Genomic DNA, 20,512 nt, shown 5'->3' with positions numbered 1-20,512 from the left:
ATGTTTTACTTCAAGAGTAAGAAAATTTGAGTAAACTTAGGGTTTTATTATATGTCATCAACATTAAATATCATACCTAGCAACTCGATATATTGTCGCATTAGTGGTATTGATGGCTACAAAAGTATAAAGTTCAAATACACATAATGAGTCAGCGTTTATAAGCTAATATTAAGCTAGTATCTGGATTTTTATTTTATTACCCTTATTTAAGGGTTAAATGACTCAAAATTAGGAGTGACAATGGAATTTAGCGTAAAAAGTGGTAGTCCTGAAAAGCAACGTAGCGCATGTATTGTAGTTGGCGTTTATGAGCCACGTCGTTTATCCCCCATTGGTGAACAACTCGATAAAATCAGTGATGGTTATATCTCTAATTTATTGCGTCGCGGCGACCTTGAAGGCAAGCCGGGACAAGTGCTGTTATTGCATCATGTACCCAATGTGTTAAGTGAACGCATACTATTGGTCGGCTGTGGTAAAGAGCGCGAGCTAGACGACAAACAATACAAACAAATTATTTCAAAAACTATCAATACCCTAAATGAAACTGGGTCGATGGAAGCGGTATGCTTTTTAACTGAGCAACATGTTAAAAGTCGCGACACCTACTGGAAAGTCCGCCAAGCGGTCGAAACCACCCAAGACTGCTTGTACACATTTAACCAATTAAAAAGCAAAAAAAGTGACCCGCGTCGCCCGCTGCGTAAAATTGTGTTTAACGTGCCAACTCGCCGCGAACTTACCATTGGTGAAAGCGCCATTGAACATGGTCTAGCGATCGCTGCAGGTAGTAAGTTATGTAAAGACGTAGCGAACATGCCGCCAAACATCTGTAATCCTGCATATTTAGGTGAACAAGCGCAAGAACTTGCAGCTAACTTTGACAACGTTACAGTTGATATAATTGGCGAAGATAAAATGGCAGAGTTAGGTATGAATTCATACTTAGCAGTTGGTCGTGGTAGTGATAACGAATCTATTATGTCGGTAATTAACTACCAAGGCGGCGCGAAAGATCAAGCCCCAATCGTGCTAGTTGGTAAAGGTTTAACCTTTGACTCAGGTGGTATTTCACTCAAACCAGGCGAAGCCATGGATGAAATGAAATACGACATGGGCGGTGCAGCCGGTGTTATTGGCGCAATGCGTGCTTTGGTGCAAATGCAATTACCGATTAACGTAATTGGTGTACTCGCAGGTTGTGAAAACATGCCAAGCTCGAATGCTTATCGTCCGGGTGATATTTTGACCACTATGTCAGGGCAAACAGTTGAAGTACTAAATACCGACGCTGAAGGCCGCTTAGTATTATGTGATGCACTCACTTATGTTGAGCGCTTTGAACCTGAAACCGTGATTGATGTCGCTACTTTAACTGGCGCTTGTATTGTTGCCCTTGGCGCTCATGCAACGGGGTTATTATCTAACCACAACCCACTGGCACATGACTTGTTAAAAGCATCTGAGCAAAGTGGCGACCGTGCGTGGCAGTTGCCACTGTGGGATGATTATCAAGATCAACTAGAAAGCCCATTTGCTGATTTTACTAACTTAGGCGGCCGCTCTGCGGGAACGATAACAGCAGCATGCTTCTTATCTAAGTTTACTAAAAAGTATAACTGGGCCCATTTAGATATCGCAGGCACTGCTTGGCGCAGTGGTAAAAACAAAGGCGCAACAGGTCGACCGGTGCCAATGCTTACGCAATATTTACTCAACCGTGCCGGTGTAAGCGAAACCAGCCAAGATTAAACCCCGCGTTTAACAATACATTGTAAATTTAAATAAGGCGCTTTTTAGCGCCTTATTTATTCCCCACTTATTAACGTATAAATTAGCGTATTAATTGAAGCAAAACGCGTTATATGGCAAAATCCCTGCTTTGATTTAAGTATTATTTTCAATACTGTGGGAAGCCCCGATACAATGAGCATGAACGCCCAGTTTTTCGTTCTAAAGCAACAAGATGAGTCATTAGCCAAGGCTGATGATCACTTTAGCTTAGCGGCTGATATTGCTGCTGAACAGTATCGTCTTGGTCATCGTATCTTTATTTACGTTGATGATCTTGAAATTGCCCATGCCATTGATGAAACTATTTGGTCATTCGACCCCGACAGTTTTGTGCCTCACAATCTCCAAGGTGAAGGTCCAAAAGGTGGTGCGCCCGTTGAAATAGGTACTACCCCGCCAGTCGGTAATCGTAAAGTTTTAATTAACTTGGCTGCACAATTGCCGGACTTTATTCGTCGGTTTAACCAAGTTTTTGATTTTGTGCCCGTTGAAGCCACTGCTAAACAAGCTGCCCGTGAGCGCTTTAAAAAGCTACGCCAACTCGGTGCTAATATCACCACGCAAGATATTAATAGCTAACATACCTTTTGTATAAATAGCTAACTAACTCATTTAAGTACTTATTTAAGGTTCTGTGTAATGGATAAAACCTACAATCCGCAAGATATTGAACAGTCGTTATACCAAGACTGGGAACAAAAAGGCTACTTCAAACCATCAGGTAAAGGCGATGCATATTCAATTATGATCCCGCCACCCAATGTCACTGGTAGCTTACACATGGGCCACGCTTTCCAAGACACCATTATGGATACCTTAACGCGTTTTAAACGTATGCAAGGTAATAACACATTATGGCAAGTAGGTACTGACCACGCAGGTATTGCTACGCAAATGCTGGTTGAACGTAAACTCTCTGCTGAAGAAGGTAAAACACGCCACGACTTAGGCCGTGAAGCTTTCATCGACAAAATTTGGCAGTGGAAAGAACAATCTGGCGGGACTATCACAAAACAACTTCGTCGCCTTGGCGCATCGGTTGACTGGGATCGTGAACGTTTCACTATGGATGACGGCTTATCAGAAGCAGTTAAAGAAGTGTTTGTACGCTTACACAAAGAAGATTTAATTTATCGTGGTAAGCGCCTAGTAAACTGGGATCCAAAGCTACACACGGCTATCTCTGATCTTGAAGTTGAAAACAAAGACAAACAAGGCCACATGTGGCACCTACGTTACCCATTGGCTGATGGTGTTACAACCCAAGACGGTAAAAACTACATTGTAGTGGCAACGACTCGCCCAGAGACCATGCTTGGTGACTCAGGTGTTGCAGTAAACCCAGATGACGAACGCTATCAAGACTTGATCGGTAAAGAGATTTTACTGCCGATTGTTAATCGTCGAATTAAAATTGTTGCTGATGAACATGCCGATAAAGACAAAGGCACTGGTTGTGTAAAAATCACGCCAGCACACGACTTTAACGATAACGAAGTTGGTAAGCGTCATCAAATGCCGTTGATCAATATCTTCGATAAAGATGCCGCAATTCTAAGCCAAGGCGAAACCTACACCTTTGATGGTAAAGAGCTTGAGTTTGATGCACCAATTCCTGAGCGCCTGCATGGTCTTGACCGCTTCGATGCACGTAAAGCAATTGTGGCTGAATTTGAACAATTAGGCTTACTTGAAAAAATTGAAGATCACGCTCTAACCGTACCTTACGGCGACCGCTCTGGTGTGGTTATTGAACCGCTACTTACTGACCAATGGTATGTACGTGTTGCACCACTGGCTGAGCCTGCAAAAGACGCAGTAAAAAATGGCGATATTCAATTTGTACCTAAGCAATACGAGAACATGTATTTCTCGTGGATGAACGACGTACAAGATTGGTGTATTTCGCGCCAGTTGTGGTGGGGTCACCGCATTCCAGCTTGGTACGACAGCGAAGGCAACGTTTTTGTTGGCCGTGATGAAGCAGAAGTACGTCGTGAAAACAACATTGCTGATAGCGTAACACTTAGCCAAGACGAAGATGTACTCGATACCTGGTTCTCATCAGCACTTTGGACTTTTTCAACCCAAGGCTGGCCTGCGAACACAGATGATTTGAAAACTTTCCACCCGTCTGACGTATTGGTAACTGGTTTTGATATTATCTTCTTCTGGGTAGCGCGCATGATCATGATGACCATGCATTTCATCAAAGATGATAACGGCAAGCCACAAGTGCCCTTTAAAACGGTTTACGTTACGGGTCTTATTCGCGATGAAAATGGCGATAAAATGTCAAAATCTAAAGGTAACGTACTTGATCCAATCGATATGATTGACGGTATCGACCTTGAAAGCTTAGTAACAAAACGCACCAGTAACCTGATGCAAGAAAAAGTCGCTAAGAAAATCGAAAAAGATACTCGTAAAACCTTTGATAACGGCATTGAAGCCCACGGTACAGATGCACTGCGCTTTACTTTAGCGGCAATGGCATCGACTGGTCGTGACATCAACTGGGATATGAACCGCCTTGAAGGTTACCGCAACTTCTGTAATAAGTTGTGGAACGCCAGCCGTTATGTACTAATGAACACCGAAGAGCAAGATTGTGGCTTTACAAATGATGCAGTTAAAGAGTATTCACTTGCTGATCGTTGGATCTTAGGCCAATTTGAAGCAACTGTTAAAACCTATACTGAGCACTTAGATAACTACCGTTTTGACCTTGCAGCAAATACGCTTTATGAGTTCACTTGGAACCAATTTTGCGATTGGTACTTAGAGCTGACAAAGCCTGTATTATTCAAAGGCAATGAAGCACAACAACGTGGTACGCGTCATACACTGATCACTGTGCTTGAAAGCCTACTGCGCTTAATGCACCCAATGATGCCATACATTACCGAAACGATTTGGCAACGTGTTGCGCCACTGGCAGGTCTTGAAACAGCGAACACTAGTATCATGGTACAAGCCTTCCCTGTTTACAATGAAGCTAACGTTGATGCAAAAGCAATGGATGATTTAGAGTGGGTAAAGCAATTCATTTTAGCCATTCGTAACATTCGTGGTGAAATGGATATTAGCCCAAGCAAGCCGTTATCAGTATTACTAGCAAATGCATCTGCGGATGATGTACGTCGTATTGAAGAAAATAAATCTTTCTTAGCATCACTTGCTAAAATTGAAGAATTTACGCTGCTTGATAACAAAGATGACGCACCTGCATGTGCAACATCTTATGTTGGTAACCTTGAGATCATGATCCCAATGGCAGGTCTAATCGATGTTGACGCCGAACTTGCACGTATTGCTAAGCAGCTTGAAAAAGCCGAAAAAGGCCTAGCTCAAGTGCAAAATAAACTAGCAAACGAAAAGTTTGTTAACAATGCACCTGAAGCAGTCCTTGCTAAAGAAAATGAGAAACTTGCAGAGTTCTCAGATGCGAAAGCAAAACTACTTGAGCAAAAAGCCAAGATCGAAAGCTTGTAACTAGATGCGGGGAACCCCGCACAGCTAGACACAAAAAAAGCCGCGTTAATAAATAACGCGGCTTTTTATTTGCGCGGGATAAACCCGCGCCTACAAATTAAAACGTGTAGTTATACTGCGCACCAAATAAGTATGCATGGCCTTTTGATTCAAAGCCCCACTGCTGACCTAAGCCATCAGATTCAGTAAAGTTTTGTGTTTTACCACGGAGAATACTCATACCAATATCTAGGTTTGCTTGTTCGCTCATGGTGTAGTTAACACCAAACGAGTACCAAAAACGGTCAGTATCAGGGATAGAAATCGACAGGTGTTTTTGATCGGCTGGTGATTCATCATAAGCAATACCAGCACGTAATAGTACAGCATCGTTAAACTGATAATCGCCACCGATTGAGTAACGCATTGAGTTTGAGAAGTGCTCATCTTTAGAGAATACAGGTGTATCTTTGCCTGGAACATAAGCTTCTAGCTTTTGGAAACTATCCCAACCAGTCCATAATACACTGTAGTGTAAGCCTGTTTTCTCATCTAACTGGTGTGTACCAGAGAACTCAGCAATCGCAGGGAGAGTGATTTCAACACTTCCAGGTACACTTACGCCAGCTAGGCCACCGATTTGTGCAGGTAATTGGTTAGAAAACTCGCCATCAAATGTGATATCTGTCTCGCTACGATAGTTAAAACCAAAGCGACTATTTTCATCAATCTGATAGCTAGCTCCTAAGTTCCAACCAAAGCCAGTATCATCGCCTTCTAAATGTACTGCTTGAGTTTGTGCTGGTAAACCTAATGGATTAGCACCAAAGTTACGAATGATTTTCGCATCTGCATAAACATAGTTTAAGCCAAGGCCAACACTAAATTGCTCATTGATTTTGTATGAACCACTTACGTTCATATTTACAGTAACAATCTCTGTTTCACCAGCAAGCTGGCCTGCAGGGTAATCTGCTTCAAATTCAGTTGATAAACCAAAATTTGAAAACGCACCAAAACCAACAGCAAACTTGTCATCGATAGGCATTACAAAATAACCTGCAGGAACAAAAGCGGCTGGCGCAATACTGCTGTCGTTTAGTTGACCAGGGTTAACTGATTGATTACTAGCTTCAGTGCCACGAAGGCTGACATCTGGAATGACAGCAATACCTGCAATACTTAGCTGCTGCTCTTTAAATACAGACATAAGAGCTGGATTACGCGCAACTACAGAGGCATCATCAGCCACTGCTGCTTCACCAGCATATGCACGCCCTAAGCCAGAGGCATTTTGCTCTGCAAGCTGGAAAGCCGCTGCAAACGTATCTGCAGACATAACAGCAAGTGATGCTGCAATTAAAGTTTTTGTAAATTTCATTGTGTTTCCTTAACCAAACAAAATGCTTGGGTTCCCATGTGTTGTCTCTAATTATTAGGAGTAAGTTACTTCAAAACCTTTGCACAGTACCTTACTTTTAAATAAAAAACTGTAACAAAGCGTTAAAAAACCCCATAAAAACCATTTTTTAACAGCAAAGTAACAGTTTTTTAAAACTCATCGGATAAGCTGCTGCGAAAAACTCATTTGCAATTAATTATCATTTAGATTGACTTGTTTAATAAGCACTATTAGACTGCCAAACAGGACTAGCAAAGGAGATGAAGCGGTGGAAATAGGATTAATTATTGCTGCGTTGGCTTTTTGTGGGGTAAGTGTATATTGCTTTTGCAAAGCTAATTTTTGTGCCTGCACTAGAGCTGGTGAATGCGATAACCCTGTTAACCATTATTGGTTAGGTGCTATTGTTTGTGCTTTAGTCGCACTAGTGTGCTGCTGCAGTGCGTTACATTCAGAGAATGGGACTTTATTGTGGCTATTATTAATGGTGAGTTGCTTCAGTGGTGCGCTATTATCGGCTAAGCAATCAACTAAAGAACACTGTAACAAAGCAATAACCAAAAAACCGCTTAAACCAACAGATGCTCTTTTAACAAACGAGCCAAATTAAGCTGATAATCTAATGGTTTGATACTCGCTAAAATCTTTAAGTCATGATCTGGTGAAGTTAAATCAACATCTTTTGCCGTAATATGATGACTATGCTTAGCATTATAGAAAACTTTAACTTTAGGTTGAATGGGGTTCTGATGATTACCTTCAGTTACTAATGCCAATCGTTCATTGGTTAATTTAACAATCGTACCGACCGGATGCACACCTAAACACTTAATAAACCGCTGTACTAACTCACCATCAAACATGTGTTTATTAGCTAATAAATAGCGCAATGCGTTGATCGGTTCATCACCAATTTGATGGGGTCTATCTGCGGTCATTGCATCATAAACGTCAACTATCGCCATAATTCGCGCTGGTCGACTAAGTTTTTCGCCCTGCAGACCTCGAGGATAACCACTGCCATCTAAGCGCTCATGGTGATTAACTATCATATCAAGCATTAATGGGGTAATGCCTTTTTCGCCTTTTACCAAGCCTAAACTTTGCGCTACATGCTTTTTAATCGCTTGCATCTCAAGCTTATTTACTTTCTCAGGTTTAGAAAAAATCCCTTGTGGTAATTTAGCTTGGCCTAAGTCATGTAGCAAGGCCCCCATAGCCAGCTCTTGTACAACACTTTCTTTGTAACCTAAGTACTTGGCAAATACAGTGACAAAAATGGCGCAGTTAGTCATATGTCGCCAATTGTACATATGCTTATCTTTAATACGAGTTAAAATAGTCATTGCATTATGATTACGAAATACCGATGCCACGATATCTTTGGCAATGCCATCAAGCAATGCGATATTCATCTTTAAGCCTGAAGTAACATCGCCATATAAACTTTGTAAATTACGATTATGTTGCTCATAGCTCACACTCGCTTTGGCAAACTCTTGCTCAACTGTAATAACCTTTTTTATTTTTGATTTTTTAGGCTTGTCGGCTGCCACAGTCGCGACTTCAGGTTTAAGCTGATATTTGGCAGGAACACTCACGTCACTTTGCGTAAAATCTATCAGCAGCTCTTGCACTCCTTCTGATACCAAGCGCTTGATGATCGATTTATCGCGAACTAGGCCGCGAGTTTTGATTTTTATACTATCAACCCCCTCAAACTGCTTGCTAACACTGTCAACAAACATTCCTGGTACGAGTTCAGAAATTGGAAGGGTAATAAGCATATAAAGTGATTAATTCATTTCAAACAATAATAATTACTGATTATCAACGATCCACTACAAATGTCTATAACAAAAGTAACGAATACGAAATAAGCACTAGGAAATGGCGAGTTGGCGAGTTGGCGAGTTGGCGAGTCAATAATAGGTATGAATTACACTAGGTCCTAGTGGTTAGGACCTAGTGGATAACATATTACTCTTGAAAGTAAGTGCCCCAGCCGTCGTATTCTACGTCGGTGTCGATCGCAAGTTGTGCAAGTTTATCAACATCTTCCATTATTACGTCAACATCTAACTCAGCTTCAACAACGATGTCAAAGCCCCAAATCTTACTGCCGTCTTCAAGCTCAAGTTCTGCAGGCTCTTCAACATCATAGCCTAGTTTAAACGCAGCTAGTGCAGCTTGCTCAAGCTTGACAAAGTCTTCGCAAACAAAGTGATGTTCTACTTCGTATAAGATCTCAGGATCAGAACCATCTTCTAATAACGAAGTTACAATGTCTTCACTAATTTCACGCCAATTTTCCATTACTTTTCTCTCACTTGAGCATCTAATTCAGTTATTCTAGCAGCCATTTTGCTATGAATACGCTTTGCGTGTTCACGTGCTCCAATCGTTTTATCAAGTGGCTCTGGCGCTAACATGTCTATGTAGATTATACCATTGTCCCAGCGATTTAGCTTAATGGTTTTATATGTTGTGCTCATACATACAGGTACTACAGGTACATCCGCATTTAAAGCCGTGTGAAATGCACCTGTTTTAAATGGTAATAAGCCACGTCCGTAACTGCGGGTTCCCTCTGGGAAAATCCACACTGACAAGCCTTTTTGTTTGATTTTATCGGCCGATTTAGTGATCGTGCTAGCCGCTTTAGAACGATTTCCCCGATCAATTAAAATATTGCCCGAAAGCCAATATAGCTGTCCAAAAAATGGGATCCACTTAAGACTTTTTTTACCTAAACTGACACAGTTTTTTGGTACCGCCGCCGGTAAAGTGAAAATATCGTAATTATTTTGATGGTTTGCAACATACACTGCAGGGCCACAATTTTGCGCGTCAGGATGGCGTGTAATAACCACGTTTACACCAAGCATTTTAGCCACTGTGCCAAACCAACTTGAAATAATATGTACATTATTTATATGAAAAGGTTTTACTAAACAAAGGAGTAAACCAAATACACAGCTTAATAAAATAAACAATGCCATAATAACAATACGAATAATAGCTAACAAAGAAAACGCTCCAAAAATAATAACGCCAGCATTATAGCGTTATTTTTGCCGCTAAACGAGTGTTTAGCGAACACATGTAAGCTTAAAATAATTTTCTGCTTTAAAAACAAACGACCTGCAATAGCAGGCCGTTTTATTCATAGATATAAAAAAATACTTACTCGGTTTCTGTCGGCTCAATATCATCATCAATCGCCGTCAGCTCTACAACCGCTTCATCGACACGCTGTAAACCACGCGGTAGTTTGTTACCTCGACGGCCACGCTCGCCATGATAGTGCTCCAAATCAGTAGGTTTAAGAGTCAGTTTACGCTTACCTGCATGCAAGGTAACACTGGTACCTTCAGGCACCACTGCCAGCACTTTAACAAACTCTTCACGCGCTTGTACTTTGGCACTTGGGATAGAGATTATCTTGTTACCCTTACCTTTACCTAGTTTTGGTAAATCACGTAATGGGAATAACAACATCCGGCCCTCATTAGATATCGCCATACAGTAATCGTTAGCAACATCATTAACCCGAATTGGCGCTAATAATTGCCCACCTTTAGGCACACTGACCAGGGCTTTACCGTTTTTGTTTTTACTTACTAGATCTACAAAATCAGTAATAAAACCATAACCTGCATCTGATGCCATTAACAACACTTGTTTGTCTTCGCCCATCACTACATGCTCAAAATTAGCACCTGCAGTAAGGTTAAACCGACCTGTCATTGGTTCACCTTGGCTTCGTGCCGACGGTAACCCATGCGCATCAGTGGCAAATGCACGCCCAGCAGAATCTAAGAACACCGCAGGTTGGTTACTCTTACCACGCGCAGAGGCTTTATATGCATCGCCAGCCCGGTAACTGAGCCCTTCAACATCTAAATCATGGCCTTTACCAACACGCGCCCAACCTTTTTCAGACAACACAACGGTTACTGATTCTGATGGGATTAAATCTTTTTCGCTTAATGCTTTAGCTTCAAGACGTTCGACAATCGGTGAACGGCGCTCATCACCATACAGCTCTGCTGCTTCTTGAATCTCTTTTTTTAGTAACGTCGACATACGACGTTCAGAGCCTAAAGTCAGCTGTAATTTATCGCGTTCTTTGGCAAGCTCATCTTGCTCACCTCGAATTTTAAACTCTTCAAGTTTCGCTAAATGACGTAGTTTTAATTCAAGGATTGCTTCGGCTTGGATGTCTGTAATACCAAAGCGTTCCATTAACACAGGCTTTGGCTTGTCTTCGCTACGAATAATCTCAATAACTTCATCAATATTTAAAAAGGCTGCAAGTAAACCTTCTAAAATATGTAAACGAGCCAATACTTTATCTAAACGATATTGCAGGCGACGGCGCACTGTTTCACGACGGAACACCAGCCACTCAGTTAAAATGGTTCGTAAATCTTTTACCTGCGGACGGCCATCAAGGCCAAGCATATTGATATTAACGCGGTAATTTTTTTCCAAGTCCGTAGTGGCAAATAAATGAGCCATTAACGGCTCCACTTTAATACGATTAGAACGCGGAATGATGACAATCCGGGTTGGATTTTCATGATCTGATTCGTCACGTAAATCAGCGACCATAGGCAGCTTTTTGGCATTCATTTGCGCTGCGATTTGCTCAAGTACTTTACCACCAGAACATTGATGTGGCAGTGCAGTAATGACAATATCGCCGTGCTCCTCTGTATAAATAGCGCGCATTTTTATCGAACCACGGCCGGTTTGATAAATTTTACGAATATCCGCTTTTGAAGTGATTATTTCAGCTTCAGTTGGGTAATCGGGAGCTTGTACATGCTCAAGCAATTGATCTAACTCAGCTTTAGGGTTATCCAACAGCAAACAACAGGCACTGGCTACTTCGCGCACGTTGTGTGGAGGAATGTCAGTTGCCATACCGACTGCAATACCCGTAATACCATTGAGTAAAATATGTGGTAAGCGTGATGGTAATACTTGTGGTTCATCCATTGTGCCATCAAAGTTTGGCGTCCAATCAACAGTTCCTTGGCCAAGTTCTTTTAACAGTACTTCTGAGAACTTAGATAAACGCGCTTCGGTATAACGCATTGCCGCAAATGACTTTGGATCATCTGCAGCACCCCAGTTCCCTTGCCCATCAACTAATGGGTAACGATAAGAAAATGGTTGTGCCATTAACACCATCGCTTCATAACAGGCGCTATCACCATGAGGATGATACTTACCGAGTACATCACCAACGGTACGGGCTGACTTTTTATACTTAGCCGTTGCCGATAAACCCAGTTCACTCATGGCGTAAATAATACGACGTTGTACTGGTTTTAGACCATCGCCAATATGTGGCAATGCCCTATCCATGATCACATACATGGAATAATTCAAATAGGCGTCTTCAGTAAAACGCCCCATTGTTTGTTGCTCAATTCCTTGCAATAGCAAGGTATCTGTATCACTCATCAAAGCCTACCTAATTTTTTTTATAGCTTACACGGTAGATCACATTGGCATAATCATCGGAGATCAATAAGCTGCCATCGGCAAGTTCTGCAAAAGCAACCGGACGACCCAATGTTTCTTCGTTTTTCATAAAGCCCGTAATAAACGGCGTGTATTTTATCACACGTCCTTGCTCAATAGTGGCAACTGCCACTTTATATCCAGATTTTTTACTGCGGTTCCACGAGCCATGTTCAGCAACAAATAATTGCTGCTTATAAGTAGCAGGAAATTGTTTACCTTGATAAAAATGAATCCCTAATGGAGCAACATGCGCACCCAAAGCTAAAGCTGGGGCACTGTAATCGGCAATATTTTTACCTTTACCAAATTCAGGATCTAAGATGGCACCTGCATGCACATAGGGAAAACCAAAATGTTCACCTTCGGTTGTTAAGCGGTTTAGTTCATCCGGTGGAAGATCATCCCCCATCATATCTCGGCCATTATCACTAAACCACATAGCCTGGGTGCTAGGATGAAAGTCAAAACCAACAGAGTTACGCACACCTTGTGCTAACGTGGTCATTTGTTTGGTGTTTACATCCAATGAAAATATTCGCCCATAGCGCTCATCTTCGCCGCAAATATTACAAGGTACACCCACAGGAATGATTAACTCGCCAGTTGGTGAAAAGCGTAAGAACTTCCAACCGTGGTGACTTTCTGTCGGTAATGCGTCGTATACCACTTCATATTTAGGTGCTTTTAATTGTGTATCAATATTCTTGAAGCGGATAATACGTTGTACTTCAGCAACATACAGGTCGCCATCTTTGATTGCTAAACCCGATGGCATAGTTAAACCACTGGCCACCAGTATTTGTTTATCAGCAACCCCATCACTATTGTGATCAATAAGTGCATATACGTTTCCCGCTCTGCGCGAGCCAACATAGACAATACCTTTTTTAGATACTGCTAATTGCCGTGCATTTTCCACATCACTGGCAAATATGTTTACAGTAAAGCCATCAGGAACACTGAGTTCTTTAAGGATTTCTTTTGCTGCTAAGGACGGGCTTAGCAAGCCTAAAGTTAGTAGAGAAACTAGTAATTTATTCATCGATTTTACCCTATTTGGCCATGCTGCTTCGCTGCATATAACGCTTAATCTGCTTTCTATTAAAAATCTTTGAGCGACGTTTTTTCATCACAGCAAACTTGCCATGACTTAGAACTCACCGCGAACACTGATTATACGAGCTTTAATTAAGTAATCAGGACTTTGATTACATAGTCGTTTGTCAGCAAATACCAATTGCATTAAATTAGTGAGCTATTTTACCTTAGGGGGATATAACTCACTAAATAATCATGTTTTTAATAAATTGGTATAAATCGAGTTACAGCTTTATACGATACAAGTACAAACAACTTTAAAAATCACACTTGAGCACGATTACCATGATCTTCTAACCATTGACGACGATCTGATGAGCGCTTTTTCGCCAGCAACATATCCATCATTTCCATGGTTTCCACTTCATCCTCTAAGGTTAGCTGGACTAAGCGGCGAGTATTAGGATCCATGGTCGTTTCGCGTAGTTGCAGTGGGTTCATTTCACCCAAGCCTTTGAAACGCTGTACGTTTACTTTACCGCGTTTTTTCTCTGCTTCAATACGCGCTAGGATGCCGGATTTTTCATCTTCATCAAGGGCATAATAAACATCTTTACCAATGTCGATTCTAAACAACGGTGGCATAGCTACATATACGTGACCCGTTTTCACCAACGTTGGGAAATGACGAACAAATAGTGCACACAACAAAGTCGCAATATGCAGTCCATCGGAGTCAGCATCCGCTAAGATACAAATTTTATTATAGCGTAACGAAGAGATATCAGTTGAGTCAGGGTCGATACCCAGCGCCACAGAAATATCGTGCACCTCTTGTGACGCTAAAATTTGCCCTGATTCAACTTCCCACGTATTCAAAATTTTACCACGTAGTGGCATTATTGCCTGAAACTCACGATCACGTGCTTGTTTAGCTGAGCCACCAGCTGAGTCACCTTCTACTAAAAACAGCTCAGTACGGTCGTTATCTGCAGCGCTACAGTCGGTTAATTTACCCGGTAATGCGGGGCCTGCGGTAACACGCTTGCGCACCACTTTTTTGGCTGCGCGAAGACGTTTTTGTGCATTAGAAATACATAACTCTGACAGTAACTCAGCAGTATCGGTGTGCTCATTTAACCATAAACTGAATGCATCTTTTACCACCCCAGATACAAATGCCGAGCACGAACGAGAAGATAATTTCTCTTTGGTTTGACCAGCAAATTGTGGATCTTGCATTTTCACTGATAAAACGTAGCTACACCGTTCCCAAATGTCATCGGGGGTGAGCTTAACGCCACGCGGCAGTAAGTTTCTAAATTCACAAAACTCACGCATAGCCTCAAGTAAACCTTGTCGCAAACCATTTACGTGAGTACCGCCTTGCGCAGTTGGTATTAAGTTAACGTAACTTTCAGCTATCGATTCACCGCCTTCAGGTAACCAAACAACCGCCCAATCAGCACCTTCCGTTGAACTTGAAAACTCACCGGTAAATGGGTCTTTTGGCAGTACTTCGTAACCTTTAACAGCTTCGTTTAAGTAGTCTTTAAGGCCTGTTTCGTAATACCACTCTTGGGTTTCTTTGGTTTGTTTATTAACAAACTTAATACGTAAGCCTGGGCAAAGTACGGCTTTAGCTTTTAATAAATGATGTAATTTAGTCAACGAGAAATTAGCTGAGTCAAAGTAGCTTACATCAGGCCAAAAACGTACAGTTGTACCTGTATTACGTTTACCTACGGTGCCTATAACATGAAGATCTTCAACTTTATCACCGCTTTCAAACGCCATCATGTATTGTTGTGCATCGCGGCGCACAACCACTTCAACGCGCGTTGATAATGCATTAACCACGGAGATCCCTACCCCGTGCAAACCACCTGAAAATTGGTAGTTTTTATTAGAGAACTTGCCACCAGCATGCAGCTTGGTAAAAATCAATTCGACCCCAGGAATACCTTCTTCTGGGTGAATATCGATAGGCATACCACGGCCATCATCGCTAACTTCTAGCGAATTATCTTCATGCAAAATGACATCAATTCTAGTGGCATGTCCGGCCATGGCTTCATCGACACTGTTATCAATAACCTCTTGTCCTAAGTGATTAGGACGGGTGGTGTCGGTGTACATACCAGGACGGCGTTTAACAGGTTCTAACCCATTTAATACTTCAATGGCTTCGGCGTTATAATTTTGCTGACTCATAGTTTTTATCTTTTATGCGCTTAGCTATGTTTTACGTGATTTTAAGAAAATCTACAATACTAGCAATGGAGTCTTCAAAGCCAACAAAGCTATGATCACCACCAAATTCTATCTGTTGCTTGCATTGTGAATAATATTTAACGGCCTGCTGATAATCCAGTACTTCATCACCCGTTTGCTGTAATAAATACAGTAATGATGGGCGCTCTAAGCTAGGTATCGACAGTGATTTTAACGCGTTAATATGACTATTGTTGAGCTCGTAATGGCTATTCTGATAGGGATTATAGTTCGGCCCTAACAAAGAACTCAATAATAAATAAGGCTTAACCGCAGGGTTTATAACCACTGCTGGTAACTGATATTTTTGCGATAAATAAGTGGCGTAAAAACCACCTAAAGAACTACCAAGTAATACAGTATTTGGCGTTAATAATTGTTCAATTTGAATTATCGCATGAAACGGTTCATGGCTTAGCCGTGGCACACAATAATCAACGTCATAGTGTGCCATATACTCACCAAAGCGGACAGCTTTAAATGAATGTTCGCTGCTATTAAAACCATGAATATAAATTACTCGTTGGGCCACATCAGTTCCGAGTTAATTAATAGTTTTGCACTGTTTGTTGGCTTTGATATTGTCAACAATCGATAACCAGGCCCCGCATTATGTTGCTGCCAGTCATCGGTGTATTTAGTAAACTGCACTGAGCTTGCTGGCGTAGCAAAAATCTCAATACTTCTGAATTTAAATTGATAGTCATTATGAACATGACCATGAAATAACTGCCTTACTAGCGCGCTATTATGCAATAAATTAAGTAATTGCGGGCCATTTTCGAGCATATGCTTGTCTAGGTAACCATTAATAGGTAATGGATTATGGTGGCAAAAAGCCACGCTTGGCGACTGTGAAGTCGCTAATAAATCAGCGAGTTCATTTAAATCGGCTTCGCTTACCCAACCTGCTGGTGTTGGCCCTTTAGAGCTAATTAATAACACTTCAAACCCATCGGCAATTAACCGTTTTGCGCTATTGATTTGACCACCAGAAATACGCTGCATCGCACTGATATCATCATGATTACCTGGCAGCCAAAAGACTGGGCAAGTAAGCGCTGAATCGGCAATCAACTGAGCAAACAACAAATATGATGCAAAACTGTGATCTTGGGTTAAATCGCCACCAAAGATCACGGCGTCTAGTGACTGGTTTGCCATATCTGCAAGCGCGCGAGAAAAGTGCTCAGCGGTATTGACCGCAAAATACTCCCCTTGTGGGTCTGCAAATAAGTGACAATCGGTAATATGTGCTAAGCGCAGCTGAGTATTATTGAACTGCGCCGACTCATCAAACCAGGCCATCATTTATATCCCAGTTAAGTACTGCTCGACCACTTTCAACACACGCCACTAACCAATCATACAAAAACGCATTGAGTTGATATTTTTCATCTTTTTGATGCATTTGCGGATTAGGGTAACCATATGAAGGTTTGATCCTTTGATGGTAATCATGGTGAATTATTTCAGCAACTTTTGCATCGTGATATAAACGCACAGTTAAAAACAGCGGATTAAACCCTTTTAACATACCGGTTAATTGCGTTATTGAAATATCCATCGTGTATTTAGCACAGCCATCAACCTTAATTATAAACTGGTTATTACCCAGTTGTACATGACGTGTATTGCCTTCTTTGCGCTCATTGGGCAACAATTTTAAAGCACGTAGGTAGTTATGCTCACATAACGTCAAGTATTTAGGAAGACTCTGAATATATCGTTGTTTCACTGCAAGTGCTGTCACATTACCGCCATAAAGTTAGAGGTTAAGGGTAGTCTATTACTATTTTAGCTGCGCTGATTATTAATTATACGTTCGCGATTAAGGGCTAACCACTGCAATGAAATTACCGAGGCAGCATTATCTATCTCACCGGTTGCTAAACGCGCCATTGCATCATCAAAACTGAGAATATGCGTTTTAATATCTTCACCTTCAGTTGCAAGTCCATACACGCCACTTTGCAGCTGGCTTAAATCAGTCTTTGCAAGGTAAAGATGTAACCGCTCAGTAGTCCCACCAGGGCTTGACAGATACGATAGCATAAATTCTAATTCACTCAGTACTAAGCCCGCTTCTTCAAATGCTTCGCGCCTAACGACATCTTCATAATTAGTGCTGCCATCGGTCATGCCTGCTATACATTCTAATAACCAAGGTGACTGTTTACTTTTTATCGCGCCAATACGTATTTGTTCGATCAGCAAAATACAGTCTGTTACGGGATCATACGGTAAAACCGCAACAGCGTCACCGCGTTCAAGTATTTCACGGCGGATCGTCGCTGATTGGCCCCCCGCAAATAATGCATGTTCAAACTGATATAAGTTAATCTTAAAAAAACCGTTATAAAGTACCTTTATAGGAGCTATTATAACGTCTTGCTTGGTAAATTTTGTGAGTATTTCATCAGCCATGAAGTTTCCTATTACACATATTATTACTTGAGTTTCAACCTAGATACTTACTATCATGTCCGGGATATTATATTCTGTTACACTTGTTTACGCTGTTTTACGCAAATTTTTTTTTGTTCTTATGTAAAACAGGTTACCATGCTTTTAGAACGTAAATTGTCTAAGGACTGAACGAATAATGAAAAAGAACATTCTTGCTGCGCTGATTGGTATATCTTGCGCATTAACAGCTACAGCGTCAAATGCTGAAGACTTATTACAAGTTTATGAAATTGCCACTGCTAACGATCCTACAGTTTTAAAAGCAAAAGCCCAAGCAAATGCACAAGCTTATAACAGTGACCGTGCGATGAGCGCATTATTGCCACAAATCGGTTTTTCTATGGGGTATGAGAAAACCGATAGCACATCATTTAACGGAACTGATGCGGCAGGATATACCAAGATCGATAGCGATTCAGATACTTTCAGCCGTGGTCTTAGACTAAGCCAAACTCTGTTTGATTTAGGTGCATGGAATTCACTCGGTATTGCAGACAAACAAGCGTTGCAAGCAGCTGCTCAATATGATTTTGCCAAGCAAGACCTAATTGTTCGTGTTGCAGATGGCTATTTCAGCGTATTAAGTTCAATTGATAACTTAGAATTTGTACAATCTGAAAAACGCGCTATTGAACGTCAACTTGAGCAAACCAAACAGCGTTATGCTGTAGGCTTGACGGCAATTACCGATGTGCATGAAGCGCAAGCACAATTTGATAACTCGGTTGCCCGCGAAATCGTTGCCAGAAACGGCGTTGAAACTGCCCGTGAGCAGCTTCGTGAAATTACCGGTAAATATCATGCTAAGCTTGATGTATTAAATACCGAAACATTTTCTACGGTACAACCGACAAAAAAATCACCCGATTACATTAAGCTTGCAGAACAAAATAATTTAAACCTGCAGGTCTCCAAGGTAACGGTTGATATCGCTAAAGATCAAATTGATTTAGCACAAGCAGGCCATTATCCTAAGCTGACTTTAGATGCCAGCTACGGTGATACACTAACTGATAGCAATAGCAACACTGCCCGCCCACGTGGTGATAGTACAAATATTGGCATTAACTTTAGTGTGCCAATATATTCAGGCGGTGCTACTACTGCAGCGACTGAGCAGGCACGTGCTTTTTATGTTGCTGCAAGTGAAGATCTAGAAGCTAGTCTGCGTGGCGTAACCCGCTCGGTGATCACCTCTTATAATCAAGTAGTATCAGATATTGCGACCTTTAAAGCGCTTGAACAAGCCGTAGTTTCTGCTGAAAGTGCATTAAAAGCCACTGAAGCTGGTTTTGAAGTGGGTACTCGTACTATTGTTGACGTACTGGTCAGTACACAAAACTTATTTAACGCCAAACGTAACCTCGCTGATGTACGTTATCGCTACGTTGTATCAACGCTACGCTTAAAACAAGCAGCGGGCACGTTAACAAGTAATGATTTACAAGCCATCAACCAAGGTTTAAAAGAAATCCAATAAAGATAAGCTTAACATTACTCATTTAAAAGCCAGCAACTTGCTGGCTTTTTTGTATTTTTTTATTCATCCAGTTAAACTAGCTACTTTTCGTATGTGAGATATTTCCGTGGTCAACTCTTCTGAATTTAAATGGTCCTTTCTGGGGCCTCGCTATTGGCTTACTTGGCTTGGTGTGTTTATTTTATATACAATATCTTGGTTACCTTCGAAACTACAACTTTGGCTAGGAAGGCAACTTGGCCGTTTGGTGTATCGCACTATGAAAAAACGCCGCCATATTGCCGAAGTAAATATTAAATTGTGCTTTCCTGAAATGCCCGCTGAGCAGCAACGCGCACTGGTCAAACAGAATATGGAAAACACCGGTATTGCGACTCTTGAAACCGGAATGGCATGGTGGTGGCCAAACTGGCGGATAAAACGCGTTTATGGCTCAGTGAAAGGACTTGAGCACTTTGACAGGATCCAACAATCAGGTAAAGGTGCACTGTTACTCGTGCCACACATTCTTCATCTTGAAATGACAAGCCGCATTATGGGGCTCAATCACCAAGGTATTGGCTTCTATCGTCCACATAACAACCCGCTAATGGAATTTTTTATGACTCGTGGCCGCTTACGTTCCAATGAGTATTTAATTGGCAAGCGCGATGTCAAAGGGTTACTAAAAGCACTTAAGGCTAAAAAGGTTTGTTACTATTTACCAGATCAGGACTACGGTCGTAAACGTTGTGAATTTGCACCATTTTTTGCAGTCAAAGATACAGCAAGTACCACTGGTACATTACTTTTTGCAGCCAGCAAAAATTGCGAAACAGTTAGTTTAACCAGCCGTCGCGATGAACATGGCAAGTATCATTTAGAAATACTGCCAACACTAGATAATTTTCCAAGTGGTGATGATCATGCTGATGTAACACGCGTCAACCAACGTATCGAGCAAGCTGTAAACGTTGCACCAACGCAATATATGTGGCTTCATAGACGTTTTAAAACACGCCCTGATATTGATGCACCTTCTTATTACAAGTGACAAC

At 41.4% G+C, this 20,512-nt stretch carries 17 protein-coding genes; 6 read left to right on the top strand and 11 right to left on the bottom strand.

The features are described 5' to 3' along the window. Window positions 1–243: 243 nt before the first annotated feature. The 3 genes from pepA to H5163_RS05285 all read left to right on the top strand — a co-directional run bounded on the left by pepA (window position 244) and on the right by H5163_RS05285 (window position 5,292). Entirely contained in the window at window positions 244–1,755 is a 1,512-nt protein-coding gene (gene pepA, locus H5163_RS05295) for a leucyl aminopeptidase (protein ID WP_145234985.1), read from the top strand. A 174-nt stretch (window positions 1,756–1,929) separates the two neighbouring features. Beyond that, window positions 1,930–2,376: a DNA polymerase III subunit chi gene (locus H5163_RS05290; RefSeq protein ID WP_145234983.1), complete on the top strand. Its 447-nt coding sequence runs from the start codon at window positions 1,930–1,932 to the stop codon at window positions 2,374–2,376. A gap of 60 nt (window positions 2,377–2,436) precedes the next feature. Further along, window positions 2,437–5,292 carry a valine--tRNA ligase gene (locus H5163_RS05285; protein WP_182734581.1) on the top strand — a complete coding sequence of 952 codons (2,856 nt, stop codon included), beginning with the start codon at window positions 2,437–2,439 and terminating at the stop codon, window positions 5,290–5,292. 97 nt (window positions 5,293–5,389) lie between these two features. On the opposite strand, the gene H5163_RS05280 is transcribed toward H5163_RS05285, so the two are convergent. Continuing rightward, the gene (locus H5163_RS05280) at window positions 5,390–6,652 is read right to left on the bottom strand and encodes an outer membrane protein transport protein (RefSeq protein WP_145234979.1); all 1,263 of its coding nucleotides are present in this window, start codon (window positions 6,650–6,652) and stop codon (window positions 5,390–5,392) included. Window positions 6,653–6,941: 289 nt separating this feature from the next. Here H5163_RS05280 and H5163_RS21250 point away from each other — a divergent pair, with 289 nt between their 5' ends. Further along, a complete protein-coding gene (locus tag H5163_RS21250; RefSeq protein ID WP_310736639.1) occupies window positions 6,942–7,283 on the top strand; it encodes a hypothetical protein in 342 nt (113 codons plus the stop codon). Here the strand turns inward: H5163_RS21250 and H5163_RS05270 are convergent. The 10 genes from H5163_RS05270 to H5163_RS05225 form a co-directional block, all read right to left on the bottom strand. Further along, window positions 7,243–8,460 carry an HD-GYP domain-containing protein gene (locus H5163_RS05270; RefSeq protein WP_145234975.1) on the bottom strand — a complete coding sequence of 406 codons (1,218 nt, stop codon included), beginning with the start codon at window positions 8,458–8,460 and terminating at the stop codon, window positions 7,243–7,245. The genes H5163_RS21250 and H5163_RS05270 overlap by 41 nt on opposite strands. A gap of 193 nt (window positions 8,461–8,653) precedes the next feature. Then, window positions 8,654–8,989: a ribonuclease E inhibitor RraB gene (gene rraB, locus H5163_RS05265; RefSeq protein WP_064667208.1), complete on the bottom strand. Its 336-nt coding sequence runs from the start codon at window positions 8,987–8,989 to the stop codon at window positions 8,654–8,656. Beyond that, window positions 8,989–9,702: a 1-acylglycerol-3-phosphate O-acyltransferase gene (locus tag H5163_RS05260; RefSeq protein WP_145234973.1), complete on the bottom strand. Its 714-nt coding sequence runs from the start codon at window positions 9,700–9,702 to the stop codon at window positions 8,989–8,991. Before H5163_RS05260 ends, rraB begins: the two co-directional genes overlap by 1 nt. Before the next feature lie 157 nt (window positions 9,703–9,859). Beyond that, complete coding sequence (gene parC, locus H5163_RS05255) at window positions 9,860–12,151, bottom strand: DNA topoisomerase IV subunit A (RefSeq protein ID WP_145234971.1); 2,292 nt, start codon at window positions 12,149–12,151, stop codon at window positions 9,860–9,862. 10 nt (window positions 12,152–12,161) lie between these two features. Continuing rightward, on the bottom strand, window positions 12,162–13,256 hold the full coding sequence (locus H5163_RS05250) for a sorbosone dehydrogenase family protein (protein WP_182734571.1): 1,095 nt from the start codon (window positions 13,254–13,256) through the stop codon (window positions 12,162–12,164). A gap of 320 nt (window positions 13,257–13,576) precedes the next feature. Next, window positions 13,577–15,466, bottom strand: coding sequence for a DNA topoisomerase IV subunit B (gene parE / locus H5163_RS05245; RefSeq protein WP_145234966.1), 1,890 nt, complete (start codon window positions 15,464–15,466; stop codon window positions 13,577–13,579). A gap of 31 nt (window positions 15,467–15,497) precedes the next feature. Then, the gene (locus tag H5163_RS05240; RefSeq protein WP_182734569.1) at window positions 15,498–16,058 is read right to left on the bottom strand and encodes a YqiA/YcfP family alpha/beta fold hydrolase; all 561 of its coding nucleotides are present in this window, start codon (window positions 16,056–16,058) and stop codon (window positions 15,498–15,500) included. Then, a complete protein-coding gene (locus tag H5163_RS05235; RefSeq protein ID WP_182734637.1) occupies window positions 16,043–16,834 on the bottom strand; it encodes a metallophosphoesterase in 792 nt (263 codons plus the stop codon). The genes H5163_RS05240 and H5163_RS05235 overlap by 16 nt, the downstream gene beginning before the upstream one ends. Further along, window positions 16,821–17,279: a DUF1249 domain-containing protein gene (locus H5163_RS05230; protein WP_182734567.1), complete on the bottom strand. Its 459-nt coding sequence runs from the start codon at window positions 17,277–17,279 to the stop codon at window positions 16,821–16,823. Before H5163_RS05230 ends, H5163_RS05235 begins: the two co-directional genes overlap by 14 nt. Window positions 17,280–17,323: 44 nt before the next feature. Further along, window positions 17,324–17,953, bottom strand: coding sequence for an NUDIX domain-containing protein (locus H5163_RS05225; RefSeq protein ID WP_145234960.1), 630 nt, complete (start codon window positions 17,951–17,953; stop codon window positions 17,324–17,326). 178 nt (window positions 17,954–18,131) lie between these two features. On the opposite strand from H5163_RS05225, the gene tolC reads away from it, so the two are divergent. Continuing rightward, window positions 18,132–19,475, top strand: coding sequence for an outer membrane channel protein TolC (tolC, locus tag H5163_RS05220; protein ID WP_182731346.1), 1,344 nt, complete (start codon window positions 18,132–18,134; stop codon window positions 19,473–19,475). Window positions 19,476–19,581: 106 nt separating this feature from the next. Next, complete coding sequence (gene lpxL / locus H5163_RS05215) at window positions 19,582–20,508, top strand: LpxL/LpxP family Kdo(2)-lipid IV(A) lauroyl/palmitoleoyl acyltransferase (protein ID WP_182734566.1); 927 nt, start codon at window positions 19,582–19,584, stop codon at window positions 20,506–20,508. Window positions 20,509–20,512: the final 4 nt, after the last annotated feature.

Origin of the sequence: Pseudoalteromonas sp. SG44-8, assembly GCF_014164125.1 — a bacterium.
Classification (GTDB): domain Bacteria; phylum Pseudomonadota; class Gammaproteobacteria; order Enterobacterales; family Alteromonadaceae; genus Pseudoalteromonas; species Pseudoalteromonas rhizosphaerae.
The sequence above is the reverse complement of the archived record's forward strand: the minus strand, read 5'-3'. Positions and strand labels throughout refer to the sequence as shown.